Raw genomic sequence first — 26,634 nt, forward strand, 5'->3', positions numbered from 1 at the left:
TTCAGAATGAACGCCTTTTGGGCGTCCGAGAAAGCCGATGCCTTCATGGTTTTCGCTCCTTCCCAGCCAGGGAAATCTCAGCGAAAAACTCTAACGTCCGGTGATCCAGTTTTCGGGGAGCAGATCATTGAAAGGACGGACGGAATGAAACGAGCGAGATTCACGGAAGAGCAGATCATCGGGATCCTGCGGGAGAACGAGGCCGGCGCCAAAGCGGGCGAGTTGGCGCGCAAGCACGGCGTGTCGGAGGGCACGATCTACGCCTGGAAAGCCAAGTTCGGCGGGATGAGCGTGTCGGACGCCCAGCGCCTGCGCGCCCTGGAAGATGAGAACGGAAAGCTGAAGCGCCTGCTGGCCGACGCCATGCTCGACAAGGCGGCGCTGAACGATCTGCTCTCAAAAAAGTGGTAGGGCCCGCGGCGATGCGCCAAGCCGTCGCCCATGTGAAGGCGACGTTCGGCGTCAGCGAGCGGCGGGCCTGCTCCATCATCAAGGCCGACCGCAAATCGGTGCGCTATCGCTCTTGCCGCCCGCCAGACACGGCGCTGCGGGAGCGGCTGCGCGCCCTGGCTGTCGAGCGGCGACGGTTCGGCTATGGCACCTTCTTCGATCTCGACTCTGACCCCAATGCCTCGTTGCAGTTCGTGCGAGGCATCCGCATCGGTCGCCGCGCGCTGGTTGAACTATGGAAACGGCAACAGGACGAAGGTGTCTCCCATGTCGCCCTTAATCTCAAACCACTCCGGCGACCAATGGATGAAGTGCTCGACGAGTTGGCCGAGCACGTTCTTCCCCATTTCCCGGCGGCGGCGATTGGGCCATGACCCATGCGTCGCCGGCAAGTTCATAAGCGGGGTAGCGTAAAGCAGCCGACGACGATCGAGCATACGCTTTTGCGTTGCGGGCGCTTTCCAATGGTCGCCCTGATCCAGACATTGGCCGTAGCCGAGTATCTCAGCTTCCATCGCGCAGCGCGAATGCTCAGCACCAGCCAGTCGAGTGTCAGCCAGCGGATCAGGGCGCTTGAGGAAGACCTTGGCGTCGTTCTTTTCGATCGCAACACGCGCGGCGTCCGGCTGACCGAAGCAGGTCGCCATTTTGTCGATCAGATCAGTGATGCCCTCGGTATAATCGACTTCGCAATTATTACAGCCGGGATGCAGGCGCGCGGCGAGGAAGGCAACCTACGCATCGGGGTCCATGCCCTCACGCCGGGTTGCTTCCTCGACCGTCTGTTCGAGCATTTCCACACCGAGCATCCGTGCATTCGCCTGGACATCGCCGAATGCACGGCGCGCGAAGCCCAGATCATGTTGCGTGAAAGCAGGCTGGATCTCGCCTTCATGGCCTGCACCCACGAAATCCACGACCTCAGCTCCCGAGTAATCTGGCGCGACCGTCTGATGGTCGCCCTGTCGGCCGGGCATCCGCTGGCAGCACTATCGGAAGTGGGATGGCGGCAACTTGCACAGGAAACATTTCTCATCCGCTATAGCGGCACAGGACCGCAGGTTCTCGATCTGATCCTGCTACGCTCCGCCGGAAAATGGCCGACACCGGCAATCCGCCGCGTCGATGTGGGCCGCAGCGCACTCTTGTCGATGATCGCAGCCGGGCATGGTGTCTCGCTCTTCGCCGAGGAAGGCGCAGCCTTCAACATGGCGAACGTCGTCTTCCTGCCGGTCCACGACGAGCCTGACGCCATCGCCTTCTCGGCCGTCTGGTTGCCCGGAAATCGCGATCCCGCGATCGTCAAGTTGCTTGCTCTGGCGATGGAGACAAACCGACACAGCACGCAGGGCTAATTCGTAGCCCGGCCGCTGGCCACCTGCTCAGGAACAGCATGAGCTTTGCGTCATGGAAGGAACGCAAGCCGATCGCGAGCGCGCTGCGCGCTGTCTATCGTGCCGAGACGGCCGAGACCGGCCTGGCGGCGCTCGACGCGTTCGAGGCCGGCCATTGGGGCAAGCGGCATCCGGCGATCGCCCAGAGCTGGCGGCGTCACTGGGACCAGGTGATCCCGTTCTTCACCTTCCCGCAAGGCGTGCGCCGGATCATCTACACCACCAACGCGATCGAGGCGCTCAACTCGAAGCTGCGCCGTGCCGTGCGAACCCGCGGCCACCTCCCCGGTGACGATGCCGCGATGAAGCTACTATACCTCCGTCCTCAACAAGGCGGCCGAGGAATGGAAACGGCCGCCGCGCGAGTGGTCGGAGGCAAAAACCCAGTTCGCCGTGATCTTCGGCGAACGGTTCGTCATCTGATGACGATAACCGGCCCCGCGCACAAAATTACTGATAGTCCCATCCGTAGGATAACGCCAAGGCCGAGAGCTTCGTGAAACGCTCAAGGTCGGGGCTGTCTATCCGATGGCCTACGAGATTTTCGAAGACATCACTGCCGACCTTACGCGCTTCATCGATCAGGGCTACAACGCCAGCCGATTGCACTCTGCGCTCGGCTATCTCAGTCCGCAGCAGTTGGAGGATCAACACGCCCGGCTCACAGTCAAATCCGTAGCCTGATCCTGTCTACCCGCAGGGGCGCACTCCAGAACTGGGCTACGACAGCGGCTTGACCAGCGTTGCCTCAGATCCACTCTTTTGCACTTCCCGGCCCTCAACTCGCTTACGGCCTCAGCAAGACCTTGCCTTTACGGGCCGGCTGCAAGCTGGCCGCAGCGGCCTGGGCGGCATCGGCGAGGTCGTAGACGGCCTCCACTGGCAGCAGCAGCTCACCGGCCAGCGTACGCTGCAAGAGTTCACCCACCAGGCGACGTTTGTCGTCCGCCGACATGGCCAGGCTAACCTTGCTGCCCCAGAAGCCCTTGACCGTGGCCTGCTTGAAGATGAGCGAGCCGGAGTCGATTTGCATCGGCTCTCCAGCCATCGTGCCGAAGGAAACGAGTGTCCCGCCTTCGCCCAGCAATCCCAACAACGCCGCGCTGGCGGCGCCACCAATGGAATCGATTCCCGCGCGCGCCAGCCCGGAGCCAAGAATGGCGCGGGCAATTTCCTGCCACTCGGGCTGCGCGGTGGAAACGACATGATCAATGCCCAGGGCCGCCAGTTCATCCACACCAGCATCACGGCGCACCAGATTGAGCACATTTATTCCACGCGCGGCGGCCAGCATCGCCAAGGTTTTGCCGACCGCACCATTGGCCGCGTTCTGGACGATCCACTGACCCTGGTCGACCTCGAGGAACTCCAGCAGCATCAACGCGCTCAGGGGCATGGCAATGAGCTGCGCCGCGGTTTCGTCCGGGATGGCTTCCGGCATCGGTACCAGCAGCCGTGCGGGGGCAAGGAAATATTCTGCCCAGGTGCCATGCACCGAAGCAACAGCTACCCGCTGGCCGTTGGAGACGCCTTCGACGTCATCGCCAAGCGCATCTACGATGCCAACCGCCTCGCTGCCGCCAATTGCGGGGAGGTCCGGCCTATAGCCGTAGCGGCCCCGGATCGTCCACAGGTCGTGGTTGTGAATCGGCGCAAGCGTGGTCTTGACGCGGACTTCGCCTGGTCCGGGTTGCGGTATCGGACGGTCGCCGAGTTCGAGGACTTCGGCGGGTTCGCCGAATGCAGTATGGATGGCGCTGCGCATGCTGGTTTTCTCCTGTTCAGGCTACGGATACGTGCAGGCGCACCTCGATGTTGCCGCGCGTGGCATTTGAATACGGGCACACCTGGTGGGTGGCTTCCACCAGCTTGCGTGCGGCCGATTGGTCCAGTCCATGGACTTCCACATGCAAGTCCACGTCCAGCGCGTAACCGCCGGCGGCGGTCTGGCCAATGCCCACTTCCACCGAGGTGCGTGTGGCGGTCGGCGCCAGTCCCAATTGCTTGGCGGCCACGGGCAATGCGTTGTCGAAGCAGGCGGCGTAGCCCATCGCAAAAAGCTGCTCGGGGTTGGCTCCGGTCTTGCCGGAGCCGGGCATGGCCATGTCCAGTGCGAGGCTGCCGTCGTCCAGCGCGGTACGGCCGGAACGGCCGCCGGTGGCGGTAGCGCGGGTTTTGTAGAAAATCTTCATGATTGGCTCCTGTTGAACGAGAACGACGACACAAAGCGAGTGCGTTATGCCTTGCCAGCGAGCAGGGCCCGCGCTTGCGCCAGCGCATCGGCATATGGCGCGCGCAAGCGAAGATTGGACGCGCCATCGGCACTTTGCACCACCACCGCCTTGGCGTGGCTGAAACGTCGGAAGCCGTGAATGCCGTGGTACGCTCCTATGCCAGACGGACCCACGCCGCCGAAGGGCACGCTCTCGACCACGGCATGCGTCATCACATCGTTGATGACCGCCGCGCCGGAAGTCGTGCTTTCGAGAAACGCTTGCTGCTTTGCCGGGTCATTGCCGAAGTAATAGGCCGCGAGCGGGCGCGGATGCGCGTTGATGTAATCAAGCGCCTGCTGCGGGTCATGGTAGGTCAGCACCGGCAGGACAGGGCCGAAGATTTCTTCCTGCATCACCTGCATGTCTTCCTGCGGATTGAGCACCAGGGTCGGGGCGAGCTTGCGCGTGCGTGCGTCAGTATGCGGTTCACCCGCAGGCTCCAGCCCTACCACGCTGGCACCCCTGGCGCGGGCGTCGTCCAGCAGGCCGATCAGGCGGCGGTAGTGGCGGTCGCTGACGATGGAGGTGTAGTCCGGGTTGTCATGCAGCGTCGGCAATGTGCGGGCGACAAAGGTACGAGCGTGCTCCACGAAAGCGTCGCGCGCCGTTTCTGGCAGAAGCACATAATCCGGCGCGATGCAGATCTGACCGACGTTGAAGGTCTTGACCGTCAGTACACGCGCAGCGGCGGTAGCTATGTCAGCATCCGTGTCAATGAAAACGGGTGACTTCCCGCCCAGCTCCAGCGTCACCGGGACCAGGTTTTCAGCGGCCGCCCTCATGACGTGGCGACCCACGGCCGTACTACCGGTGAAGATCAGATGATCGAACGGCAACGCGCTGAACGCCTGGCCCGTTTCGGCATCGCCCAGCACCACCTCCAGTTCCAGTGGGTCGAAGTAGCGTGCGACGAGTTGTGCCAGCAGTTCGGATGTGCGGGGCGTCAACTCCGAGGGCTTAAGCAGCGCACGATTGCCTGCTGAAAAGACGCCCGCCAGAGGGCTGAACGCCAGGTTGATCGGGAAATTCCAGGGGCTAATGATGCCCACTACGCCTAACGGCTGATATTGTACGCGCGCTTGCATCCCAGGGCCGGGAGCATCTTGCTCACCCGGCTGCATCCAAGTTTCCAGATGCTCGCTGGCATGGCGAAGTGCAGCAACCGACGACAGCACGTCCGCCAGCAGGCTTTGGTAAGGGCTACGATGTCCGTAGTCGGCGCTGATGGCATCAGCCAGTTCATCGTGGTGTGTGATCAGCAGTTCCGCGGCACGTTGCAAACGGTCACGTCGCAATTCGGCGCTGGCCGGGCCACCGGCCAGGTGCGCCTGTTTCATCCGCGCGACCTTGGCGTTCAGCGCGGCAGAAATATCTGAAGTATTCATGGCGGATTTCCTGAGTGAATGACCATCCCGAAGCCGGTGGCAAGCCGCCTCCGGTAGGAACGAATGTGCCCATGACGGCTCGCTGCGGCAGCAGAGCAGCCTGGATCGCTTTGGCAGAGGGAGAGCGACTGGCGCGCGTTAGCGCCGGTCGGTCGGCACGACGCCAGGCCGGCCTCAGCCGAGTAGGCTGAGGAGTGCGCGGGCGACTCCTTCGGAACTGGCCGGATTCTGGCCGGTCACCAGATGACCCTCAACGACAACATGCGGGTGCCAGTCCGGGCCCTTCTCGTAAAGGCCACCTTGGCGCTTGAATTCATCCTCGATCAGGAATGGTACGATCTCGGTCAGTTCGACCGCCGCTTCCTCGCCATTGGTGAATCCGGTGACCTTGCGACCGGCAACGAAGGGGCGACCATCGGCCTGATGCGCCTTGGTCAGCGCGCCCGGCGCGTGGCAGACCAGACCGAGCGGCTTGCGCGCGCGATCCTGAGTCTCGATCAACGCTATCGACACCGGGTCGTTGGTCAGATCCCACAGCGGGCCATGGCCACCGGGGTAAAACACGGCATCGAAATCGGACACTGCCACCTCGGCCAGTTTTCCGGTGTTGGCCAGCTCCGCCTGCGCCTGAGGATCGGCCTTGAAGCGGGCGGTCAAATCGGTCTGGAACTCGGGCAGATCGCTCTTTGGATCCAGCGGGGGTTGGCCACCCTTGGGGGATACCAAGGTGATCTGAGCACCGGCGTCCTTGAACACATAATAAGGAGCGGCGAATTCCTCGAGCCAGAAGCCGGTCTTGTGACCAGTATCACCGAGTTGGTCATGGGAAGTCAGTACGAACAAGATCTTCATAAGAATCATCCTTCGATGGGTTAGAATCAATTACGTGATCGGAACATTTGGGGGCGTTTGATCACAGGCGAGCAGGGTTTCCGTGGCAATCAGGGCCTGATGTAGTGGCATCCTGTTCTGGCTGAGTTTGGTGAGTAGCGCGGCACCCAGCCACATCTGGTACAGCATTCGCGCCAGCGCAGGTGACGGCGCACCATCGGGCACTGAGCCGTCTTCGCGGGCTTCGTCGATCAATGCGGCAATTCTCGCCAGCAACTGTTGAACGCCCGCATCGAGCACGCGGCGCATGTCTTCGGATAGGTCAGCCACCTCTGCGGCGAGCTTCACCACCAGACAATCATCGGCCCACCCTTGCACCGGATTGGCCGAATCAGATGAACTGGTCGGATCGGCGATCCAGGCATTCCAGTACCGCATAAGACTTTCACGTCCATTGCCTGTCTCCGCGAGCAGGCGAGCAAGCTTTTCAATGTATTCGTCAACGTACTGTTGCAATAGCGCGCAGCCAAAGGCCTCCTTCGACGCAAAGTAGTGATAGAACGACCCTTTAGGGACGCCACATTCCTTGAGGATTTCCATCAGGCCCATTGCAGCGAACCCCCTGTGCAGCACGAGCCGATACCCCGTGTCGAGGATATGTTGCCTGGTAACTTGAGCTTTTTTGGTCAGGTTCATGGGTGTAGCTATACATAGAAATAAACCGGTCGTCTAGTGCCATGGAAATCGCCGTCCAACCGGAATGGCACGAGCTATCAGGCAGCCTGGCGAATGAAGCACAAGCTGATGCAGGCCATGGAGGAACAGAAAGCAGGACGGGATGCTCGGCGGCGTGATGCAACTGGACGATGCCTATCTGGGCGGGGAGCGCAACAGCGCCAAGGCAGGCCAGGGATCGGAGAACAAGCGCCCCTTCGCGATCACGGTAGAGACCACGCAAGACGGTCGGTTACAGCAGGCGGTGATTGATCCTGCCGACTTCACCAAGCCGTCAGCCGACCTAGGCTCAGGACTCATAGCCAAAAGAGCACTGTAGCGGCGAGGGCTATGGCGGAGAGGAAGACGTTCGGGCACCGATCATAACGCGTGGCAACGCGTCGCCAGTCTTTCAGACGACCGAACATGATTTCGATGCGGTTGCGTCGTTTGTATCTGCGCTTGTCATACCGGATGGCCTCGGTGCGGGTTTTACGTCCGGGGATGCAAGGTGTGATCCCCTTGGCTTCCAAGGCGTCCCTGAACCAATCCGCGTCATAGCCCCTATCGCCCAGCAGCCACTGGGCTCGGGGTAGACTATCGAGAAGAGCCGCCGCGCCGGTGTAGTCGCTGACCTGACCAGCCGTCACAAACAGGCTGATGGGGCGTCCATTCGCATCGGTGACGGCGTGCAGCTTGGTATTCATCCCGCCTTTGGTCCGTCCGATCAGTCGCCCGAGGCCCCCTTTTTTACCCGCAGGCTCGAAGCCGTACGGTGCGCCTTTAGATAGGTGGCATCGATCATGACGGTCCGGCGTTCGGCCTGTGCGCCAGACAGGCCCTCCATCATCCGGACGAAGACGCCAGCCTCGCTCCACCGCTTCCAGCGATTGTAGAGCGTCTTGTGAGGCCCGTAGGCTGCCGGCGCATCCCGCCAGCGCAGGCCGTTGCGGTTGACGAAGATGATCCCGCTCAACACCCGCCTATCATCCACCCGAGGTTTGCCGTGGCTCTTAGGGAAATAGGGCTCCAGCCGAGCCATCTGCTCGTCCGTCAGCCAATAAAGATTGCTCATAATCCAGACTCCTCAGGAGCCTGAATCAGATCGCACGCCGCAAATCAATGGGTCCTGAGCCTAGTTTGCCGTTGCTTCACCGGAAATGCGTAGAGGGCGAGACGCGTCTGAAGCAAATAGGGGTCAGGCTCCGGGCGGGCGTCAACTTCGGATGATGAAGCAGGTCGCTGTCCCACTTGCCAAGAGTTTGCCATCCGGAGCACGGACCTCCCCTTCCGCGACGCCCAGAGAACGCGACAAGTGGGTGAGACGCCCCTCCGCGATCAGATTCACGTTTTGGGGAATGGGGCGCAGCATTTTTATGGCCAGATCGACCGTCGCATAACGAACGCCTGCGTCTAGCCGAGTGTGCACGGCGCATCCGGTCACGGAATCCAATACCGTCGCCGCGAAACCACCATGCACACCACCCATGGGATTGAGGTGCCGCCCGTCCGCACAGGCGCCGAAGACGACGCGCCCCGCGTCCAGCTCCAGAATAGACATCCCCATCGTTCCAAAGATGGACGACAAAGGCAACCGCCCCTCAAGGCCCGCGCGCAGGAACTCAAGACCGCTTGCATCGTCCAAAGGTGGAGGGGGACTTTGTAGTTCATCCATCGGCTTTCTCCTGAAAAGCTGTCGGTCGTGTGAAAAGACAAGGCCTGCCGCGCTCGACCAAGAGCCGTCGTGGCAGATGCCTGACGATACAGAAGAGGGATGCTGCGCAGACGTGGCCGCAGCCCGGGCAAAACGAAAGCACCCCGCGTCCCACGACGCCGTCGCCTATCGAGACCGCAACACCGTGGAACGTCTCTGGGCCAGGCTCAAGGACTACCGTCGCGTCGCCACACGTTACGACAAGCGCGCCGACACCTTCCTGTCCGGCGTCCTCATCGCCGCCATCGTCTGCTACTGGATCAAATGAGTCCGGACCCTAGGCTGTTTGTGCGCCGGTCAGCCGGCGTCGATACTGGTCCCGAGCGCGGCGTTCACGACGCCGCCGTCCATCACCAGAATGTCGCCCGCCACATAGTCGCCGGCGCGACTGGCCAGGAAGATGGCCGCGCCGGCCATGTCCTCGGCCTCGCCCACGCGGCCTGCGGGGATGGCCTTGGCGACCTCGTCGGCATGGTCGCGCGCGGCGCGGTTCATCTCCGAGGCGAAGGCGCCGGGCGCGATCGCGTTGACGTTGATATGGTCCTCGATCAGCCGGGCGGCCATCCGCTTGGTCAGTTGATGGATCGCGGCCTTGGACGCCTGATAGGAGTAGGTCTCCCACGGGTTCAGGCGGATGCCGTCGATGGAGCCGATGTTGATGACCTTGGCGGGCCGTCCGGCCGAGGCCGCCGCCTTCAGCGCGCCGTGCAGCTTCTGGGTCAGGAAGAAGGGCGACTTGACGTTCAGGGTCATCACCTTGTCCCAGCCGCTTTCCGGGAATTCCTCGAACGGCGCGCCCCAGGCGGACCCTGCGTTGTTGACCAGGATGTCCAGCGACGGTTCACGCTCCAGATAGGCGGCGGTCAGGGCCTCACAGCCTTCGACGGTCGAGACGTCGCCGGGCAGGGCGACGCAGTTGGGGCCGAGTTCCTCGGCCGTCTCGAAACAGGCGGGCGCCTTGCGGGCCGAGATATAGACCCTGGCGCCCTGGGCGACGAAGCCTGCGGCGATCATCTTGCCGATCCCGCGCGAGCCTCCGGTGATCAGGGCGGTGCGGCCCTCCAGCGAGAACAGTCTGCTCGTATCCATGGTCCGCTCCTTTGCGAGGACGAGACCGTTCCTTGGCTTTCGGACGGTCTGCCTAGGTTATCGCTCTTTGCGGGCGCAAAGGGCGAGGTCAATCATAATTCAAAAACTGTACCGATCCATCAGAGCCAGAATCGATCTTCGATGATGGCGGCGATGTCTCGCGCGAAGGCGCCGCGCACGGCGGCCAGGTCGGGCGTTTCGGCGCCGGTCGCCGTGATCCGCACGAGTTTGCCCAGAAACAGGCACTGGAGCAGAAGCCCGTCGATCGGCCGGGGCGAGGGGGACAGGCGCGACAGCAGGCGCGACCAGGCCCGGCTCTGGTCCTCGACTGCGCTCCAGACCGTGGGACGCAGGGCGGGATGGCGCGCCGCCTCCAGCCACAGGGAGAAGCCGGCCACGTTCGCCGCGCCGTACTCCGTCGCCTCGCGCAGGAAGATGACGGCGGTCAGGTCGATCAACCCGGCGAGGTCGATCGCCGAATAGTCTGCGCCCGAGACGCCCTGGCGATACCGAGCCTTCGAGGCGGCGAACAACCGGGTCTGGGCCGCCGCCAGCAGGTCGCCGATGGTGCGGAAATAATAGGCGGGGGCGGTGATCGTGAGCCCCGCACACTCCGCCACCGTGCGGTAGCCGACGCCGCCTGGGCCCTGCTCGGTCAGGAGATCGATGGCGGCGGTCAGGATTCGCTCTCGCGTCGCCGCCGCCTTTCGCCCCGCGGGTTCGGGCTGGGCCGCTTCATCGGGCGCGCCGCCGGCCGGACGCCAGACGACCAGCGGGTCGGCGCCGTCCTCCAGCACCCTGCGGACCTGTTCCGGCGACAGGCCGAGGGCGCAGGCGATGAGGATCAGGCCGATGACGATCTCCACGCCCGCGCCGGCCTTATGTTCGGGCTCTTCCAGCCCGAGGACGCGCGCGATGTCGCTCCAGGCCTCGCCTGTCCGATCGAACCAGGTGCGAGCCAGGGCGCGCGTCTCCTCGCGCCGTGCGGCGTCGAGGATGATCTCGCACCAAGCCAGGGCGCCGGTCCGGTGCGGACCGGCCGCATTGGCCGCGAGCCGGATCGTCAGGGCGCGAAACGGCGCCGGGCCGCCTGGACCGCCCCGCATCCGCGCCTCCGCCCGTCGGAAGGCCGCGACATAGCCTGCCAGAATGCGGTTGGAGGCCTCGGCGAGGATGTCGTCCTTGGTCTCGAAATAATAGGTCGTCGCCGCCAGGGGCGTCCTGGCCAGCGCCGCAACCCCGCGATGGGTCAGGCCGGCCAGGCCGCGCTCGGCCATGACCCGGACGGCGGCTTCCGCGATCCGCTCGCGCGTATGGCTCGAGCGTTCCTGGCGCGCGGGCCGACCCCGGACCGGTCGCTCGGTCGTCTCCATGCGTCGTCAGGTCCCGACGAACTGTTCGGCAGTCAGGCTCAGGCAGGTGTCGTCCAGCGATCGAACCACTGAGAACCCCGTCAGGGCGTCCGGCAGCATGTAGCGAAAGGCATACCGACAGGCGGCTGCCTTGCCCTCGTAGAAGGCGCGGTCACCGGAGACGCCCGTTTCGAGACCCTTGCGCGCCCGAACCGCTTGCCACAGCCACAGACCGGCGACGACCACATGACCGAAGGCGTTCAGATAGAGGGTGGCGTTGGCCAGGCCCCGGTTCAGGTCGGGGCAGTCTACGACGATGCGCGTCGTCTGCAACAAGGCCTCGATGGCGCCGCTCAGGCCCGCCGTCTCTTCGTCGAAGTCGCCGGCGGCCTCCGCCTCGGCGATGATCTCGTTCAGCCGGCCGACCAGCAGGTTCAGGGCCGCGCCATCCTGCATCCGCACCTTGCGGCCCAGGATATCCAGGCCGTGGATGGCCCAGGTCCCCTCGTGAATGTGATTGAGCCGGTTGTCGCGATAGAAGCGCTCGACCGGATAGTCTCGCGTATAGCCGTATCCGCCCAAGACCTGGATCGCCAGCTTGTTGGCCTCGAGGCAGTATTCGGACGGCCAGGACTTGACGATCGGCGTCAGCAGGTCGAGCAGCAGCCCCAGTCGCGCGGCGTCCTCGGGATCGACCGCCGTCTTCTGCCGGTCCACCAGGATGGCGCAATAGGCGCTGAGCATCAGCCCGCCCTCGACCGCCGCCTTCTGGGCCATCAGCATCCGACGCACGTCGGCGTGTTCGATGATCGGCACCTGGGGCGAGGTCGGGTCCTTGTCCTGCGGATGGCGCCCCTGCGGCCGGGTGCGGGCGTAGTCCAGCGAATAGAGATAGCCCGCCAGCCCTGACATCACCGCCCCATGACCGACGCCGATCCGCGCCTCGTTCATCATGTGGAACATGTGGGCCAGGCCCTTGTTGAGCCCGCCGACCAGTTCGCCGACGCACTCGCCCTTCTCGCCGAAGTTCAGCAGGCAGTTTGTCGTGCCGCGATGCCCCATCTTGTGGTTCAGCCCGGCCAGTTCGACGTTGTTGCGCTCGCCCACCGCGCCGTCCGGCCCGATGCGATGCTTGGGGACCAGGAACAGCGACAGCCCCTTCACCCCCGGCGGCGCGCCCGGCGTGCGCGCCAGCACAAGATGGACGATGGTCTCGCTGATCTCCTGATCGCCGCCCGAGATCCACATCTTCGATCCGGTCAGCCGCCATGTTCCGTCTTCGCGCGGTTCGGCCAGGGTGCGGATGTCCGACAGGGACGATCCCGCCTGGGGTTCGGACAGACACATGGTGCCGAACCAGCGTCCCTCCAGCATCGGCGGCAGGAAGCGCGCCTTCTGGTCGTCCGTACCGAAGGCGGCGATGACATTGGCGTTGGCCGTGGTCAGGAAGGCGTAGCTGGCCACGCCGAGGTTGGCGGCCGTGAACAGGCCGTTGATCGCCGAGGTCGCCACATAGGGCAGTTGCAGTCCGCCCTGCGCTTCGTCCATGCCGGCGGCGAAGAACCCGGCCTCGGCGAATGCCGCCAGGGCCTGTCCGACCTCGGGCATGATCTCGACCTTGCCATCGACGAACTTCGGTTCGTTGGCGTCCAGCGTCGAGGCGAACGGCAGGAACCGCTCTTCGGCAATGGCCTGGGCGGTGTCGAGCACGGCCTCGATCCCGGCGCGATCGAAGGCCGAATAGCGATCGGTCTGGAACAGCCGCTCCATCTCCAGGCACTCGAACAGAACGAAGTCGAGATCCCTGCGGTTGACGATCTGGGACATGACGAACGACTTTCTCAACGACCTTCAGAGAAGGACGACAGCCCACTTGGGGAACAGATTTGCAAGTACGTACTGATTTTCTCCCTGGGCCGCAAATTTGATCGACGCGTACTGCCGCCTGATTGCCGTCCACGGCTACGATCGGCGTAATTCACGATTTGAGGGACACCTCCGGGCTGTTCCATGGCTAATGGAAAATAGACTGAACGCATGAAACACAGTGGCAAAGCACCTACATGGCCGCCCTGTCCGCCCCGCAAGCTGTCGGCGCGTCGTCATCGATGGGGTCGGCGGCATCGACAGGCGCACCATGCGCGATGACCTTCGCCGGCACGGCTTCGTCGACGACGGAGGGCGGCGTCCGATTCTCATTGCACGGATAAGCGACGTCGAGGATCGGCTCACAGCGGTCAAACTGACCTAACTCGATCCGAACGACGGACTGGCGTCAAGGTTCCCCCTGATGCGCAAGACCATAGGCCCGGTGCCACCGGGCGTCGCGGTTCGCCTGGCGCGGGCCGAGCGCGACCGGTTCCAGGCTTAGTTGCCGCCCTCGCGACCGCCGGCCGCGCGAAGCAGATCGCCCACCCTTCGGCCGTTCAGACGGCATGAGGCGATGACTCGATCATAGATGATGACCCGACCGTTGCGGCCACGAACGGCGATGCAGGTCAGCACCCGGCCGCGCACGATCCTCGACAGGCGATCACGGTCGGCGCGTCCTGTCGGACTGTTGAGCTCCTGGGCGTCGAAGTCCGACAGGCGCACCTCAATCCAGGTCGCGGGATCGGTGCTCGGTCCCAGGCACAGGCTGTCGCCGTCTCCGATATGGCGGACGACCCCGGAGAAGGTCTCGCCCGCGCTGGCGGGCAAGCGACCTTCGCAGGGATCGGCATGGGCGACGGCGGGGGCGACGACAGGAGCGAGGAGAAGACCGGCGATGATCAGGGACCATTTCATCGGGTGAGCCTGACGCCAAGGCGTCAGGCCGACAAACCCCAGCGAAGGTGGCGCGGCGGAGGGGAAAGGAAGGTCGGACGGCGGACGCTCCGAGTAGAGCGGCAAAGGAGACCACCATGACACCGACCTTGAACCGGACTGATGACGACACCCATCACGGAGGCCGTCGAGACATTCGGTCAACCCCGACGACAGTCTACGATGCGTTGGACGATCGGTCCCTGCTTGCCCTTATGCTGCGGCGCTCCGTCACCGATCCGGACGCCCTGGCCGGCGACCTGCTCGTCCATTTCGGCACCCTGGGCGCCGTGGCCGGGGCCGATCGCGGCGAACTCGTCCGGGTGCCCGGTGTCGGCCCGGCCGTGCTCGCGGACCTGAAGCTCCTGCCCGAACTCGCCGTCCGCCTCGCCCGCAGCGAAGCCTGCCGCCGGCCTGTGATCACCTCATGGAGCGCTCTCGTGGCTTACGTCCGCGTGGCGATGGCTCATCGGTTGCGCGAGCAGTTCCGTGTTCTCTATCTCGACCGCCGCAACACCCTGATGTGCGACGAACTTCTCGCCGAAGGCACGGTGGATCACGCCCCCGTCTACCCCCGCGAAGTGGTGCGCCGCGCCCTAGACCTTTCGGCCTCGGCGATGATCCTCGTCCACAACCATCCCTCGGGCGATCCCGAGCCGTCGCGGGCGGATATCGAGATGACGCGTAAGATCATCGACGCCGCCCGGCTCTTCGGTCTGCAGGTTCACGACCATCTCGTCATCGGCCGCCAGGGCACGGCGAGTTTCAAGACCCTCGGCCTGATCTGAGGCGGCCATGACCCTGCACGCGATCGTGGCCGCCCTGGGCGGCGACCTCTACAACGGCGGCTCTCGCGCCAGCATCCCGGGGCCCGGACACAGCGCCGAGGATCGGTCGGTGTCCCTGCTGCTGAGCGAGGGCCGGATCGTGATTCATGGGTTCGGGGGCGCCGACTGGCGCACCGCCCGGGATGATCTGCGGGCCAGGGGCTTCATCGACGACGCCGGCCGCCTGACCGGCGGGGGACGCAGCGGGGTCTCGACACCGAGGCCGGATCTGCGGGTGCGTCGGGAGACGGCCGCTCATCTGTGGGCCGGGACCGTCGCTTTTCAATCCAAAGACCCCGCCTGCCGACATCTGAGCCGCCGCGCCATCCGGTCCGGAGGTTCAGCGGTCAATATCGGCTTTCATCCGCAGGCGCCGGTGTCGGTTTATCAAGAGGGCGGACGGTCGCGTCCCGCATTGCTTGCGCGGATCAGTGACGCCGATGACCGGCTGACGGCGGTCGAAATCACCTATCTGGATTCCAACGGCAGGCTCGCGACCGGTCTGCGGTTGCCTCGGAAAACCGTCGGCCAACTGCCGCCCGGCGCGGCCGTCCGTCTGGCTCCCGCCGCAGAACAGATGCTGGTCGCAGAGGGGGTGGCCACGACCTTGTCGGCGATAGACCGCTTCGACCTTCCGGGGTGGGCCTTGATGGCGGCCAACAATCTCGCGGCCTGGACGCCGCCCTCCATCGTGCGTCGCGTCCTGATCGCCGCCGATCGGGGCGTTGTCGGACAGGGTGCCGCGTCGCGGTTGCGGCGGCGCCTGGTTGGCCTGGGTCTCGAGGTTTGCGTGATCTGGCCGGATGCGCCGTTCGGCGACTGGAACGAGGTCGCGATCGCGGCGTCGAAAGGAGGGAGGGAGGGCGCTGGGGGGCGCCGGAGCGGTGGGGATGAGCCTCGCCGCCCGGTCGGAGAGACCTCATGACCGATCTTGTTCCCGTAACCGCCCCTGCGGCGCCTGTCGCAGCCGTCGTCTTCACGCCGGTCGAGCGCATCATTCGCCTCGGCGATCTCGGCGTCGCCCGCGAGAACCTGCGCCACGGCGAGCCGCCCGATGATGATATCCCGACCCTGGCCGCCACCCTGAAGGCAGCCGGCCAACTCCAGCCGATCACCGTCCGGCCGGGGCGCGGCAAGAAGGAGTGGGCCTGGATGGCGCTCGACGGCCGTCGTCGTCAGCTGGCGCTCTCCCTTCTGCTGGAGGCCGGCGAGCTCGACGAGGACTATCCGGTCCGGGCCTATGTCGAGACCGATCCGGCGCGTCAGGCGGCGGCGGTCCTGCTGACCAATACCGCCGTGCCGGTCCATGTGGCCGATGTCATCGCCGCGATCGGCCGGATGCTGAAGTCGAAGCTGACGGTCGCGGTCATCGCCCGGGCCCTCGGATACGCCGAGATCGAGATCAAGCGTCTCGCCGCCCTGGCCGGCCTGCCGTCGGCGGCCGTCGTGGCGCTCAAGTCGGGCCGGATGACCCTGAAGCAGGCCAAACTCCTCGCCCGGCTGCCGGACAAGGCCGAGCAGGAAGAACTGGCCGAGGCCGCGTTGGACGGCCACGGGTTCCAGGACTGGCGTATCCTCGAACGTCTCGACGACGCCCGGGTCACCATTCGCGATCGCCGCTGCGCCCTTGTCGACCCCCAAGCCTATGGCGCGGCTGGCGGCCGGACTGAAACCGACCTCTTTGGAGAACTGGTTCCGGTCCTGCTGGATCCGGACATCCTGACCGAGGTCTGGACCCGACGCGCCCGCGGCATCGCCGCCGTCTTCGAGGCCGAAGGCATCGCGGTCCATGTCACCGCCGGGCCCGAGCCGGAACTGCCCGACGATCTGGAGGCGCTCGGCTATGTCTATGCGCGCTCGCTTCCGCCTGAGGACATGGCCCGCTACCGCGCCCAGCGCGAGGTCTACAACGAGCGGGTCGAGGCGGCGCGCATGGCTCTTACCAACATCGATCAACCCGACCTCGCCGATCTCGCGATCGTGGATATGATCCACGCCCGGATCGCCTCGGACCAGACCGGATGCGGCGGGCGGGTGGTGACCACCCTGGTGATGTGGCCGTCGGCGGGCGCGGGTGTCGATGTGCGGTGCTACACGCCCGAGGAACCGGATATCGAGGACGACACGGCCGTGGATAACGGACCGGCTCGACCGCCGACGCCGCCGGTTTATGTTCCGCCGGAGGTCGAGGCGCCCGAGCCGGACACCGAGGGGGTCAATCATGCGCTTCACGGCGTCCGCACCGATGTCGCCACCCGGGGGCTGATCCGCGCTCTGTCCGACGATCCCGGAGCCGCCCTGACGGCCCTGATCGCGCGCCTGTTCAATGTGCTGGTTCGGCGCGCCCACGTTGCCCGGTCTGACTCGGCCCTGGCGATCCTGGCCAATGGCTTCAATCCCACGGGCGGGCGCGTGATCGAGGCCCTCGACGGCGCCGTACGCCGGCGGCTCGACGACCGTAGGGCCGCCTGGCAGGCGTCGGGTGAGACCGTGATCGCCTGGGTTCATGGCCTTCCCCACGGCGAGAAGATGGGATTGCTGGCCGAACTGACCGCCGTCAGTCTGGACGTCCGCGAAGAGCGCACGACCCTGATCCGGCGCAACGCCCGGACGGAAGCGGCGGAACTGGCGGTCCTGTGCCACGCCGACATCACCCTGCACTGGACGCCCGACGCACCCTTCCTGCAGTCCCATTCCAAGGGACTGCTGTTGGGGATGCTCGAGACCATGGGCGCCGAAGACGAGCGGACGAAGTCGCTGAAGAAGACCGAACTGGTCGACTGGGTCGCCGAACAGGCCGCAGCCCGGGCCTGGGCGCCCGCCGGCCTATCGTGGACGGCGGCGATCGAGGACGATGGTCTCGGCGATGGTCTCAACGATGGCGCCGAGGCGCTGGACGACGACACAGGGGCAACGTCCGTCGACGGTGATGGCGACGACGGCTCGGGCGCCTTCGTCGTCACCCCCACAGGCGAGGCGGCTCTGGAGTCCACTGAAGCGGTCTGAGTTTTCTGAAGTCTCTGCACCGCCCCGGCGCTCGCCGGGGCGGTGTTTCTCTGTGGACATCGCCGCGCGTCCGAAAGGCGGAGGGAGGGCGGAGCGAGGCGAGCCTGAAGGACCGAGAGGGAGGAGCCCTCCGCTTCAGGCGACCGGAGCTTCGCCATGACCACGACCCGCAGCTTGTCCCTGTTTGCCGATCCCTCAACGATGGACACCCCCGCCAACATCCTGGCGGCGGCCCGGTCGCTCGCCGTCCACCTTTCGCGGTCGCGCCCGCTGGACCGCCACCTGGTCGCCGATGTCATGACCACGACTTTCGGAGCGTCCGACGCCGAGGGCGGCTGGACCTGGCGGGACGCCTATGACGCGATCGAGGCGGCGACCGTTCTGCAGATCCGCCGCCTCGCGCCACAGGTCGCCCGGCTGGAGGACGCACCGGCCGAGATCGCCGCCCTGCTCGCCGGGGTGTCAACCCTCGGCCTCACCCACAGCCGGCGCAGCGAGGATCAGGTCGCCCTCGACCAGTTCTCGACTCCGCCCCAACTGGCGGCGCTCGCGGTTCTCGCGGCCCAGGTCCGGCCGGGAGACCTCGTGCTCGAACCCTCAGCCGGCACAGGGCTGATCGCTGCGGTCTCCGAGGCCTGTGGAGCCGCCCTGACCCTCAATGAGATCGCGCCCGCGCGCGCCGCCCTGCTCGACGGCCTCTTCCCGACCGCCGACCGCCACCGCCATGACGGCCGCCAGATTCCGGACCTTCTCGAAAAGGCCGGAACCTTCGACGTCGTGGTCTGCAACCCACCCTTCTCCGACCTTCAGCCCCATCTGGCCGCGGCCCTGAAGGCTCTCGCGGACGGCGGGCGCATGGCGGCGATCGTGCCGCTCACGGCTTTGGCCGACACTGGTCTGAGACGGGCGCTAGAGCGCTACGGCGCCATGGTCTGCGCTGTCGCCTTTCCCTCACGGGCCTTCGCCAAACACGGGACCTCCGTCGAGACGGGCCTCCTCGTCATGGATCGGCGTCAGGCTGCGACCTGGGACGGCCTGCTGCACCAGCCGGAGAATTTGGAGGGGACCGCCCGGATCCTCGCCGCGATTCCTGCGCGCGCCACGGCCAAGCCCCGGGTGCGACTGACCCTGGACGCCGGAGCCTTCGCCCCGCGTGAACGCGGCCTCGCCCTGCCGACGGGTCGCCTCGGCTTCCTCGCGGGGGCGACGCCTCTGGCCTATGAGGTGCGGGCCTGGACCGGAGAGGGCCGCGACGTCGGCCTCTATCAGGCCCATGCCCTGGCGCGGATTGAACTCCGGGATCCCCGGCCGCATCCCTCGCCTCTGGTGGAGTCCGGGCCCATGGCCTCGGTCGCGCCGCCGGCGCCGACCTATCGCCCGGTCCTTCCGCCTGAAGTCCGCGCGGAGGGCAGGATCTCCGACGCCCAGACCGAGACAGTGATCTATGCGGGCGAGGCCCATGCCGCCGACCTGCCCGGGCGGTGGCGGGCGGGCGAGACGCCGCATGAGAGGGTCTTGGCGCGCGACGACGACGAGGACGCCGTCCAGTTCCGTCGGGGCTTCTTCCTTGGGGACGGCACCGGCTGCGGCAAGGGCCGCCAGATCGCGGCCGTCGTCGCCGACAACATGGCCCAAGGCCGGGTGCGGGCCTTGTGGCTGTCCCGGAACGACGCCCTGCTGGAGGATGCCCGGCGCGATTGGTCCGCGATCGGCGGCGGCGCCCATGACATCGTGCCCCTGTCGAGCTGGAAGCAGGGCGACGCCATCCGGCTGGATCGCGGCGTGTTGTTCACCACCTATGCGACGTTGCGCCAGCCCGCGCGGGGCGCGAAACAGTCCCGTCTCGACCAGATCGTGGCCTGGCTGGGCGCTGACTTCGACGGCGTCATCGCTTTCGACGAGGCTCACGCCATGGCCAATGCCGCAGGCGGCGGCAAGGGCGCGCGGGGGACCAAAAAGGCGTCGCTTCAGGGCATGGCCGGTTTGGCTCTGCAGAACCGGCTGCCCAAGGCGCGGGTGCTCTATGTCTCCGCCACCGGCGCCACGACGGCGGAGAATCTGGCCTATGCCGCCCGCCTGGGTCTCTGGGACGGACCGGACGCCCCCTTCATGTCGCGCGCCGACTTCCTCGACGCCATGGACCGGGGCGGGGTCGCGGCCATGGAACTGGTGGCGCGCGAGCTTAAGGCGCTCGGCCTCTATGTGGCGCGATCGCTGTCGTTCGAGGGCGTCGAGTACGAACCCTTGGTCCATCCGCTGACGTCGGATGACATCGAGATCTGGGACCAGTGGGCCGACGCCTTCCAGTTGATCCACGCCAACCTGGCCGAGGCCCTGAAGGCGACCGGCCTCAATGACGAGGAGGGCAAGCCGAAGAGCGCCATGGCGGCGTCGGCGGTCCATTCCGCCTTCGAGGGCGCCAAACTGCGCTTCTTCGGCCATCTGCTGGCGGGGTTGAAGGCGCCCAGCCTGGTCGCCTCGATCCGCGACGACCTCGCCTCGGGCCGGTCCGCCGTGGTCCAGATCGTCTCGACCAATGAGGCGGTGATGGAACGTCGCCTGTCCTCCATCCCTCCTGAGGAATGGAACAACCTGTCGATCGACCTGACCCCGCGAGAGTATGTCCTCGACTATCTTCGCGAGGCCTTCCCCGTTCACCTGATGGAGGCGATCGAGGACGACGACGGCAATGTCACCATGGTCTCGGTGATGGATGATGGTCGGCCCGCCGTCAGTCAGGAGGCGCTCGTTCTCAGGGCGGCCCTGATCGAGAAGATGGCCTGTCTGCCCGCTGTTCCCGGTGTGCTCGACGCCCTGCTGGAGGCCTTCGGCACGAACGCGGTTGCCGAAATCACCGGCCGAGCGCGCCGGGTGGTCTTGCGCGACGGACGCCGGGTCGTCGAGCGGCGCGGCGCTTCGGCCGCCCGCGCCGAGACCGACGCCTTCATGAGCGGACGCAAGCGGGTGCTGATCTTCTCTGACGCCGGGGGCACCGGCCGCAGCTACCATTCGGACCTGTCGGCGGGAAACCAACAGCGTCGTGTTCATTATCTGGTCGAGCCCGGCTGGCGGGCGGACGCCGCCATCCAGGGGCTGGGTCGGAGCCACCGGACCTACCAGGCGTCCGCGCCCCTGTTCCGGCCGGTCACCACCGACATCCAGGGCGAGAAGCGCTTCACCTCGACCATCGCGCGACGGCTGGACTCGCTTGGAGCCCTGACGCGCGGGGAGCGCCGCACGGCCGGGGCCGGTCTGTTCCGGGCCGAGGATAATCTGCAGAGCCCCTGGGCGCGCCGCGCTCTGCTCGTCTTCTACGGCGCGCTCGCCTTCGGGGAGCTGGCGTCCATGACGGTGGAGACCTTCATGGACAAGACCGGGCTCAAACTGTTCGACGCCGACGGCGGGCTGAAATCCTCGGACGACCTGCCGCCGATCCACACCTTCCTGAACCGGCTTCTGGCGCTGCGGATCGCCGACCAGAACGCCCTGTTCGCGGACTTCGACGCCATCCTGTCGGGCATTCTGGAGCGGGCCGCCGCTTCGGGCGATCTGGATCGGGGGCTTGAGGACATCCAGGCCGAAGAGCTGGAGGTTCTGGATCAGGAGACGATCCGGACCGATGTCTCGACCGGCGCCGAGACGGCGTTGGTGACCTTCTCGCTCAAGGTTCGCCGCGAGATCCTGCTGTCCGACCAGGCCCTGGTCCGGGCGGACAATGTCGCCCACCAGCTGGTCATCAATGAGAAGTCCGGACGGGCCGCGATTGCGGAGCTCGGCCTGACCACCGCGACGGACGAGGACCGGTTGGTCCCGGCCGTGCGCCTCGTCCGGCCAGATGATCGCCAGACCCTGCCGGAGAAGGCGTTCGACGAGTCGGCCTGGAAACCCGCCGAGGTCGGCGCGTGGCGGCGGGTCTGGGACAAGGAGGTAGCGGAGACGGACCCCTGGCGTACGCGCGAACTGACCTTGGCGACAGGGTTGCTGCTGCCGATCTGGGGACGTTTGCCGGCGCGCGGGTGTTCGGTTCGCCGCGTGCGCGCCCCCGATGGGCGGCGCTGGCTGGGCCGGGTTCTCGACGCCGTTCAGGCGCGCACACTGAAAGCCGCCCTCGGTCTGACCGAGGTCGGGGAGGCCTGGACCGACGGCGCCCGGACCGCCGCCATCCTGCTGGACCGCAGCGTCCAGCTCGCGCTGGAGGGCGGGTTATGGCTGAAGCGGGCGCGGGTCATGGATCGTTGGCGGATCGAGGTAGTCGGCGGCCGGACCGATCGCGACGCCCTGGTCGCACTCGGCTGCTTCGTCGAGATCATCGCCTTCACGCCCCGGGTCTTCGTGCCTATCGACCGGCCGGCCGTGGTGGAGGCGGTGTTGCGTCGCCATCCGGTTCAGACCGTTCTCGACGGCGCGGCGGCGTGAGCTGGGCCGGCCAGTCTGACCGGACGGTGCAAAGGCCCCGTCCGGTCAGGAGGAAGGTGGAGGAAGGGAGGTCCCTGAGTGAAGCGGGATGGAGGAGATCGGCTTCTCCAGCGCTTCAGATCAACAGGAGACTGACATGCAATCCATGATGTTCACCGGCCGACTGGCGGCCGACCCCCAGATCAGCCCCGACTACGCCAAGGCGGTGTTCCGGCTGCTTGAGAAGCGTGGCGTGGACTCAGCCGGCAAGGACCGGCTCGTCGGCGTCAATTGCGTCAGCTGGTCGAAAGGCCTCAACGAGAAGGTCATCGCCCGCGGGCTCGCCCAGGGCTGCGAGGCCATCGTCATCGGCGCCTTTATCGACACCGCCTACGCGACCAAGGACGGCACGGAGCGCACGGCCAAGGAGCTGGTGATCAACCGGCTCACCGTCCTCGATTGGGCCGAGGATCTCGACGCCGACACGGCGTCGGATCGCGCCGCCGCCTGAACCCCTTCAATCCTTCATATCCAGGAGACTGACCATGCAGACCCTCATCATCGAAGGCTATCTGGCCGCCAATCCGTCCATCCTCTCGGCCCAGGGTTCGGGCAGGAAGCGGGCGAGCTTCCGCGTGCTGGAGACCACCCGTTATCGCAAGGCCGACGGCACGCCTGGCGAACGCACCACCGGCTTCAACTGCCTCTGCTTCAACGAGGCCACGGCCGAGAAATACATCGAGACCTACGCTCGCAAGGGCAGTCGGGTCGTCATCCAGGGCCATGTCGAGAACGATACCTGGACCGGCAAGGACGGGGTCGAGCATTACGACCTGCGTCTGATCGTCGGCGACATCCGGTTGAAGAACCGGCGTGAGCGGCCTTCGGCCGATGGCGCTGCCGATGACCACCAGGTTCAGGAACCCGCCGGCGGATACGATCTGAACGACGACATTCCGTTCTGATCGACCCTGAAACCCCAACCTTCGGCCCGGAACGCGACCCCGCGTTCCGGGCGTCTTTTTATCCGGAGATCATCATGACCGAGGAAACCCACCTCATGCACGATGTGAGGGCCCTCCTTCAGAAAGCGTTTGAACAGGACAGACGCGACGCCGTGCGTCTCGAGGAGAACAAGACCGCCGTGTTCGACCGTCTCGCAGGCTCGCGCATCGCCCGCATCCGGGTCGAGTTTGACGGCGGCGGGGATTCCGGCCAGATCGAGTCGATCGAGGCCGAGACCGCCCAAGGCGAGGACGCCGACTTCCCCGCCGAAGTCGTCTCCCCGCGGTTCGACGACCGGTCCGACGGAGAGCGGCGCTTCATCGACTACAGCCTGCGGGAGGCCGTTGAGGTGCTCACCTACGACTGCCTCGGCCGAGAGCACAGCGGCTGGGAGAACAACGACGGCGCCTACGGAACCTTCGTCTTCGACGTGCCCGCGCGGACGATCCGGCTCGAGATGAATGAGCGGGTCACCGACAGCCTGTTCTCTGAACACCTGTTCTGAGGGGGGCGATGATGGGACACTGCTATCATCACGCCCTGTCGTCGGCGAGACGCTGGGGCGGGCAGGCCGACGACTTCCTGGCGCTCCACAACTGGTTCGACGAGTCCAAGTCCATCACGGCCGACTTCCGGCACCGGGCTCTGCGGCATCATGCCGAAGGCGTCTTCATGCTCGTTATATGGACATGCAAGCGTGTCGTGGAATTCCGGCCGATGAGGGACAGGCCGACCGCTGCGCTCATCCAGAGAGCTGGCGGGGGTCGGCCTGTCCCTCGCATCGCGCAGCGATGCATCAGCGCGGCCTGAAGCCGCTTTTCAAACGATTTTGAATTGCTGGCTGCAGCTTCGCCAAGCTTCAGCTCGCTCTACAGTTCAGGAGACTATCATGGCTGATCGTGTGTCTGCATCTATCGTCCTGGGCGGGACGCTGACCGCCCCTGAATATGCCGAGCTCGCCGAGATCATCGCAGAAGAAGGACTATCGATCGAATGGGACGGCGAACCCTTCGAGCCGACGCATCGCACCGTCGGCCAACCGCTCAGCCTGTATGCCCACGAGGTCGCCTGGGGCCAGTTCGAAGTCCTGGAGGTCTTTTGCGTGGAGCGGAAATGGCCGTTCGTTCGATGGTCCGGCGCCTATCCCGGTCAATGGGGTCCAGAACGGGCGGTCTTCACCGGCGAGGGACAGCCGGCGTCCTATGCCGCAGACGAGGAGGACCACATTCTGGTCGACAGGGGAACTATCGAGAGGCTCGGGTTGATCGAGGCGATCCTCGACCACTTCGACGCCGCCGACTTCACGGTGCCACCGCTCGTGATCGAAGGCGATCCGGGCATTGCGCCCGCATAGTCAATCCTTCGCATCACCGAGATCGGTGAGCAGCTGCTCGACGCGACGCGCAACGGCGCAATGGCGCTCGACCTCGCGGGGCCAGGATCGTTCTCGTGCATCATCGGCGAGCGACAGCTCGAGCCGATGACGCTCCCTCAGCCGCGGCACATAGGCCGGCGTCGTCACGAACCGCGAGCAACTCAGATAAAGGTCGCACTCGCACGGCCCTTCCGACGGCAACCGCAGGCAATGGCCCAGTTCCAGCTCGGTCTTCAAGAAGTTGGTCCGCAGCCAGTCGACGGCGGACGCGGCGAGCGTACCGGCGCGGATCGCCTCGGCGCCCACTCCCGCGATGACTGCCCCGGGCTCGAGGACCGACCGGTAATCGCGCAGCACTTCAGCGTCACTGATCCTGGCATAGACCATCGTCATCTGCGGGCTCTCGTGGCCGAGAATGCTCATGATGGTGTGCAGCTTGGCGCCACGTTCGGCGAGTTCGGTCCCGAGCGTATGCCGAAACCTGTGCATCGTGATCGTCGGCTTGCCAAAGGCATCGACGAGGCCGGTCGCGTCGCAGACGCGCTTCAACGGCGTTCCGAACAGGTGACGTTCGCTCATCAACTTACCGCGCCAGACGAAGACGAACCGGACCAGATCCCCGGTTCGCTCGTCAGGCAGGTTCCGGTCGGCGACGGTCGCGCGCATCGCAAAGACGGTCCGCAGCGCGTCGGCTGCTTCATCATGCAGCGGAATGACCCGTTCGCGCGCAGTCTTGCCGACAGGGATCCGCAGCCGCGCAGTCCCGTCGGGATAGCTATCGAGGCAATCGGTCGTGAGACGGCGCACCTCGCCCATGCGAGCGCCGGACCAGCGAGCCACGATCATCGCCGCTCTCTGGAAGGGATCAGGGAGCGCGCGGATCGCACCCATCAGCCGATCAAGATCGGCGCGCGGGATATAGCGCGGGATGCGCTCGGGCTGGCGCGGCAGATCGCGACGGGCGACCAGCGGCCACCTCGGCACGTCTGCCCATGCCAGTCTTCGGCGTCCTTATAGAACTGCGCCAGGCGAACGACCCGCCCGCGCTGCGAATGTGGCGTCAGCGGTCGGCCGGTCTTCAGCGACGGATCGGTCGCCATCGCGTTCATCCAGCTGACGACGTGCTGGTGCTTCACCGCCGCGAACGTCTGAATGGCCGGTGCGGTCGCCGCAAGATGATCCAGGAAACTGCGCACGGTCAGCGCCAGGTGATAGAGCGTCGCCGGTCGCAAGGTCGGCGCTCGGCGTTCGAGCCACTTCTCGACCAGCACGCCCATCGCCGGTTGCGCCGCACGCACGACGGCCGAAGGCATGATCTTGCGCGGCGGCTCATGCACCTGGCCGCGATGATAGAGCACCAGCCGAAGCTGGCCGATCATGGTGACCCACGGCTTGGAAACGGTACGATAGCGTTCGGCTGATCCCCAATATCCGCAAGATCGGGCCGCTCACCGAACCTGCGGACGGCCACGAGCATCCGATCAACATCGGTATCCACAAGCTGATCGACCGGTCGGACACCGCTGTGAAGTGCGATCCGACCCAGCGTCCACCGCATCGCGCAATCGACATGAGGACGACCCAGCCCAAGGACGCTCGCCTCCCGCGCCAGCACCTCGACACCCAGATCGATCCGCATGTGATGGACGACATCGTGGACGCACACGTCGCCGACAGCGAGCAGCCAGTCATAGTCGATCCGCAAATGACCGCTGAGCGCGAGGTAGTAGAGATAGGCGCGCGCCCAGTATGACGGCGGATTGTGCAGCGTACGCCGGGTCTGTCCGTTGATCCGGCCGATCCGTTCGGCGAGCGGCGCGCGCAGCCAGGCGTTCAGGTCGGGCCATGCCTCGACGAACAACTTGCGATGGCTGCGCCGCTGCTGAACGAAATGCTTGGCGACATCGCAGCGCGCCAGAAATGCATCATACTCCTCGGCGGAGCAGTGATGGCTGAGGAAATCCGGCGGCTCCGGCGCAGCCCGCGCCTGCATCGCTGCGGCCGACACGAAACCGC

At 65.7% G+C, this 26,634-nt stretch carries 25 protein-coding genes and 4 pseudogenes; 15 read left to right on the forward strand and 14 right to left on the reverse strand.

The annotated features are described in order from the left end of the window. Positions 1-144: 144 nt before the first annotated feature. The 4 genes and pseudogenes from WC585_RS15810 to WC585_RS15825 form a co-directional block, all read left to right on the forward strand. A pseudogene (locus tag WC585_RS15810) lies at positions 145-596 on the forward strand (transposase); the annotation flags it as partial. A 318-nt stretch (positions 597-914) separates the two neighbouring features. Further along, on the forward strand, positions 915-1,805 hold the full coding sequence (locus tag WC585_RS15815) for a LysR family transcriptional regulator (RefSeq protein WP_075821216.1): 891 nt from the start codon (positions 915-917) through the stop codon (positions 1,803-1,805). A 20-nt stretch (positions 1,806-1,825) separates the two neighbouring features. Next, positions 1,826-2,267 (forward strand): annotated as a pseudogene (locus WC585_RS15820) (transposase); the annotation flags it as partial. A 105-nt stretch (positions 2,268-2,372) separates the two neighbouring features. Continuing rightward, entirely contained in the window at positions 2,373-2,528 is a 156-nt protein-coding gene (locus tag WC585_RS15825) for a hypothetical protein (protein ID WP_154725288.1), read from the forward strand. Between the two features lie 103 nt (positions 2,529-2,631). On the opposite strand, the gene WC585_RS15830 is transcribed toward WC585_RS15825, so the two are convergent. The 5 genes from WC585_RS15830 to WC585_RS15850 form a co-directional block, all read right to left on the reverse strand. Beyond that, a complete protein-coding gene (locus WC585_RS15830) occupies positions 2,632-3,609 on the reverse strand; it encodes a zinc-binding dehydrogenase (protein WP_025292352.1) in 978 nt (325 codons plus the stop codon). A 16-nt stretch (positions 3,610-3,625) separates the two neighbouring features. Further along, complete coding sequence (locus tag WC585_RS15835) at positions 3,626-4,036, reverse strand: organic hydroperoxide resistance protein (RefSeq protein WP_025292351.1); 411 nt, start codon at positions 4,034-4,036, stop codon at positions 3,626-3,628. Positions 4,037-4,080: 44 nt separating this feature from the next. Further along, a complete protein-coding gene (locus tag WC585_RS15840; RefSeq protein ID WP_025292350.1) occupies positions 4,081-5,505 on the reverse strand; it encodes a coniferyl aldehyde dehydrogenase in 1,425 nt (474 codons plus the stop codon). Positions 5,506-5,679: 174 nt separating this feature from the next. Next, positions 5,680-6,357 carry a type 1 glutamine amidotransferase domain-containing protein gene (locus tag WC585_RS15845; RefSeq protein ID WP_025292349.1) on the reverse strand — a complete coding sequence of 226 codons (678 nt, stop codon included), beginning with the start codon at positions 6,355-6,357 and terminating at the stop codon, positions 5,680-5,682. Between the two features lie 30 nt (positions 6,358-6,387). Continuing rightward, positions 6,388-7,032 (reverse strand): TetR/AcrR family transcriptional regulator, encoded by a 645-nt coding sequence (locus tag WC585_RS15850; RefSeq protein WP_025292348.1) that lies wholly within the window; start codon positions 7,030-7,032, stop codon positions 6,388-6,390. A 66-nt stretch (positions 7,033-7,098) separates the two neighbouring features. Between WC585_RS15850 and WC585_RS15855 the strand changes: the two are divergent. Then, a pseudogene (locus tag WC585_RS15855) lies at positions 7,099-7,285 on the forward strand (IS1595 family transposase); the annotation flags it as partial. A gap of 82 nt (positions 7,286-7,367) precedes the next feature. Here the strand turns inward: WC585_RS15855 and WC585_RS15860 are convergent. Together WC585_RS15860 and WC585_RS15865 are read right to left on the reverse strand one after the other, a co-directional pair. Continuing rightward, positions 7,368-8,125, reverse strand: a protein-coding gene (locus WC585_RS15860) for an IS5 family transposase (RefSeq protein ID WP_373258873.1) whose coding sequence is annotated in 2 segments (ribosomal slippage) — positions 7,368-7,804 and positions 7,804-8,125 — 759 coding nt in all. Because the reading frame shifts where the segments join, the coding sequence is not laid out codon by codon here. 141 nt (positions 8,126-8,266) lie between these two features. After that, on the reverse strand, positions 8,267-8,725 hold the full coding sequence (locus WC585_RS15865; RefSeq protein WP_154726955.1) for a PaaI family thioesterase: 459 nt from the start codon (positions 8,723-8,725) through the stop codon (positions 8,267-8,269). A gap of 163 nt (positions 8,726-8,888) precedes the next feature. Between WC585_RS15865 and WC585_RS15870 the strand changes: the two are divergent. Further along, a pseudogene (locus tag WC585_RS15870) lies at positions 8,889-9,032 on the forward strand (transposase); the annotation flags it as partial. A 29-nt stretch (positions 9,033-9,061) separates the two neighbouring features. Here WC585_RS15870 and WC585_RS15875 read toward each other — a convergent pair. From WC585_RS15875 to WC585_RS15890, 4 genes are all read right to left on the reverse strand, one after another. Further along, positions 9,062-9,853, reverse strand: a complete 792-nt coding sequence (locus WC585_RS15875; protein ID WP_373258874.1) for an SDR family oxidoreductase — start codon at positions 9,851-9,853, stop codon at positions 9,062-9,064. 119 nt (positions 9,854-9,972) lie between these two features. Next, entirely contained in the window at positions 9,973-11,226 is a 1,254-nt protein-coding gene (locus WC585_RS15880; RefSeq protein WP_373258875.1) for a TetR/AcrR family transcriptional regulator, read from the reverse strand. 6 nt (positions 11,227-11,232) lie between these two features. Next, a complete protein-coding gene (locus tag WC585_RS15885) occupies positions 11,233-13,032 on the reverse strand; it encodes an acyl-CoA dehydrogenase (RefSeq protein ID WP_373258876.1) in 1,800 nt (599 codons plus the stop codon). Between the two features lie 540 nt (positions 13,033-13,572). After that, a complete protein-coding gene (locus tag WC585_RS15890; RefSeq protein WP_373258878.1) occupies positions 13,573-13,992 on the reverse strand; it encodes a nuclease in 420 nt (139 codons plus the stop codon). A gap of 116 nt (positions 13,993-14,108) precedes the next feature. Between WC585_RS15890 and radC the strand changes: the two genes are divergently transcribed. The 9 genes from radC (at position 14,109) to WC585_RS15935 (ending at position 24,597) form a co-directional block, all read left to right on the forward strand. After that, positions 14,109-14,798: a DNA repair protein RadC gene (radC, locus tag WC585_RS15895; protein ID WP_154726960.1), complete on the forward strand. Its 690-nt coding sequence runs from the start codon at positions 14,109-14,111 to the stop codon at positions 14,796-14,798. Between the two features lie 7 nt (positions 14,799-14,805). Then, a complete protein-coding gene (locus tag WC585_RS15900; RefSeq protein WP_373258880.1) occupies positions 14,806-15,762 on the forward strand; it encodes a toprim domain-containing protein in 957 nt (318 codons plus the stop codon). Beyond that, positions 15,759-17,843 carry a ParB/RepB/Spo0J family partition protein gene (locus tag WC585_RS15905; RefSeq protein WP_373258882.1) on the forward strand — a complete coding sequence of 695 codons (2,085 nt, stop codon included), beginning with the start codon at positions 15,759-15,761 and terminating at the stop codon, positions 17,841-17,843. The genes WC585_RS15900 and WC585_RS15905 overlap by 4 nt, the downstream gene beginning before the upstream one ends. 156 nt (positions 17,844-17,999) lie before the next feature. Then, complete coding sequence (locus tag WC585_RS15910; protein ID WP_373258884.1) at positions 18,000-22,259, forward strand: strawberry notch-like NTP hydrolase domain-containing protein; 4,260 nt, start codon at positions 18,000-18,002, stop codon at positions 22,257-22,259. 136 nt (positions 22,260-22,395) lie between these two features. Next, positions 22,396-22,749, forward strand: a complete 354-nt coding sequence (locus tag WC585_RS15915) for a single-stranded DNA-binding protein (RefSeq protein WP_373258885.1) — start codon at positions 22,396-22,398, stop codon at positions 22,747-22,749. Between the two features lie 34 nt (positions 22,750-22,783). Continuing rightward, positions 22,784-23,203, forward strand: coding sequence for a single-stranded DNA-binding protein (locus tag WC585_RS15920; protein ID WP_373258886.1), 420 nt, complete (start codon positions 22,784-22,786; stop codon positions 23,201-23,203). 74 nt (positions 23,204-23,277) lie between these two features. Further along, positions 23,278-23,748, forward strand: a complete 471-nt coding sequence (locus WC585_RS15925) for a DUF6878 family protein (protein ID WP_373258887.1) — start codon at positions 23,278-23,280, stop codon at positions 23,746-23,748. An 11-nt stretch (positions 23,749-23,759) separates the two neighbouring features. Beyond that, a complete protein-coding gene (locus tag WC585_RS15930; RefSeq protein WP_373258919.1) occupies positions 23,760-24,053 on the forward strand; it encodes a hypothetical protein in 294 nt (97 codons plus the stop codon). Between the two features lie 79 nt (positions 24,054-24,132). Continuing rightward, positions 24,133-24,597 carry a hypothetical protein gene (locus WC585_RS15935; protein WP_373258888.1) on the forward strand — a complete coding sequence of 155 codons (465 nt, stop codon included), beginning with the start codon at positions 24,133-24,135 and terminating at the stop codon, positions 24,595-24,597. Here WC585_RS15935 and WC585_RS15940 read toward each other — a convergent pair whose 3' ends face one another. Genes WC585_RS15940 through WC585_RS15950 form a run of 3 tightly spaced genes read right to left on the reverse strand, consistent with a single transcriptional unit; the run spans position 24,598 to position 26,626 of the window. Then, complete coding sequence (locus tag WC585_RS15940) at positions 24,598-25,509, reverse strand: tyrosine-type recombinase/integrase (protein WP_373258889.1); 912 nt, start codon at positions 25,507-25,509, stop codon at positions 24,598-24,600. It abuts the gene before it with no gap. Beyond that, on the reverse strand, positions 25,509-25,997 hold the full coding sequence (locus WC585_RS15945; RefSeq protein ID WP_373258890.1) for a hypothetical protein: 489 nt from the start codon (positions 25,995-25,997) through the stop codon (positions 25,509-25,511). The genes WC585_RS15940 and WC585_RS15945 overlap by 1 nt, the downstream gene beginning before the upstream one ends. Next, on the reverse strand, positions 25,994-26,626 hold the full coding sequence (locus WC585_RS15950) for a hypothetical protein (protein WP_373258892.1): 633 nt from the start codon (positions 26,624-26,626) through the stop codon (positions 25,994-25,996). Before WC585_RS15950 ends, WC585_RS15945 begins: the two co-directional genes overlap by 4 nt. Positions 26,627-26,634 lie beyond the last annotated feature (8 nt).

The sequence above is a fragment of the Brevundimonas sp. genome, from assembly GCF_041648055.1.
GTDB lineage: Bacteria > Pseudomonadota > Alphaproteobacteria > Caulobacterales > Caulobacteraceae > Brevundimonas.

Coding starts and splice junctions, on each gene's coding strand:
- WC585_RS15850 (WP_025292348.1), bottom strand. CDS start 7,032: ATGAACCTGACCAAAAAAGCTCAAGTTACCAGGCAACATATCCTCGAC.
- WC585_RS15835 (WP_025292351.1), bottom strand. CDS start 4,036: ATGAAGATTTTCTACAAAACCCGCGCTACCGCCACCGGCGGCCGTTCC.
- WC585_RS15865 (WP_154726955.1), bottom strand. CDS start 8,725: ATGGATGAACTACAAAGTCCCCCTCCACCTTTGGACGATGCAAGCGGT.
- WC585_RS15905 (WP_373258882.1), top strand. CDS start 15,759: ATGACCGATCTTGTTCCCGTAACCGCCCCTGCGGCGCCTGTCGCAGCC.
- WC585_RS15825 (WP_154725288.1), top strand. CDS start 2,373: ATGGCCTACGAGATTTTCGAAGACATCACTGCCGACCTTACGCGCTTC.
- WC585_RS15840 (WP_025292350.1), bottom strand. CDS start 5,505: ATGAATACTTCAGATATTTCTGCCGCGCTGAACGCCAAGGTCGCGCGG.
- WC585_RS15885 (WP_373258876.1), bottom strand. CDS start 13,032: ATGTCCCAGATCGTCAACCGCAGGGATCTCGACTTCGTTCTGTTCGAG.
- WC585_RS15845 (WP_025292349.1), bottom strand. CDS start 6,357: ATGAAGATCTTGTTCGTACTGACTTCCCATGACCAACTCGGTGATACT.
- WC585_RS15890 (WP_373258878.1), bottom strand. CDS start 13,992: ATGAAATGGTCCCTGATCATCGCCGGTCTTCTCCTCGCTCCTGTCGTC.
- WC585_RS15945 (WP_373258890.1), bottom strand. CDS start 25,997: ATGATCGGCCAGCTTCGGCTGGTGCTCTATCATCGCGGCCAGGTGCAT.
- WC585_RS15900 (WP_373258880.1), top strand. CDS start 14,806: ATGACCCTGCACGCGATCGTGGCCGCCCTGGGCGGCGACCTCTACAAC.
- WC585_RS15940 (WP_373258889.1), bottom strand. CDS start 25,509: ATGGGTGCGATCCGCGCGCTCCCTGATCCCTTCCAGAGAGCGGCGATG.
- WC585_RS15830 (WP_025292352.1), bottom strand. CDS start 3,609: ATGCGCAGCGCCATCCATACTGCATTCGGCGAACCCGCCGAAGTCCTC.
- WC585_RS15935 (WP_373258888.1), top strand. CDS start 24,133: ATGGCTGATCGTGTGTCTGCATCTATCGTCCTGGGCGGGACGCTGACC.
- WC585_RS15815 (WP_075821216.1), top strand. CDS start 915: ATGGTCGCCCTGATCCAGACATTGGCCGTAGCCGAGTATCTCAGCTTC.
- radC (WP_154726960.1), top strand. CDS start 14,109: ATGACACCGACCTTGAACCGGACTGATGACGACACCCATCACGGAGGC.
- WC585_RS15910 (WP_373258884.1), top strand. CDS start 18,000: ATGACCACGACCCGCAGCTTGTCCCTGTTTGCCGATCCCTCAACGATG.
- WC585_RS15920 (WP_373258886.1), top strand. CDS start 22,784: ATGCAGACCCTCATCATCGAAGGCTATCTGGCCGCCAATCCGTCCATC.
- WC585_RS15915 (WP_373258885.1), top strand. CDS start 22,396: ATGCAATCCATGATGTTCACCGGCCGACTGGCGGCCGACCCCCAGATC.
- WC585_RS15925 (WP_373258887.1), top strand. CDS start 23,278: ATGACCGAGGAAACCCACCTCATGCACGATGTGAGGGCCCTCCTTCAG.
- WC585_RS15875 (WP_373258874.1), bottom strand. CDS start 9,853: ATGGATACGAGCAGACTGTTCTCGCTGGAGGGCCGCACCGCCCTGATC.
- WC585_RS15880 (WP_373258875.1), bottom strand. CDS start 11,226: ATGGAGACGACCGAGCGACCGGTCCGGGGTCGGCCCGCGCGCCAGGAA.
- WC585_RS15930 (WP_373258919.1), top strand. CDS start 23,760: ATGGGACACTGCTATCATCACGCCCTGTCGTCGGCGAGACGCTGGGGC.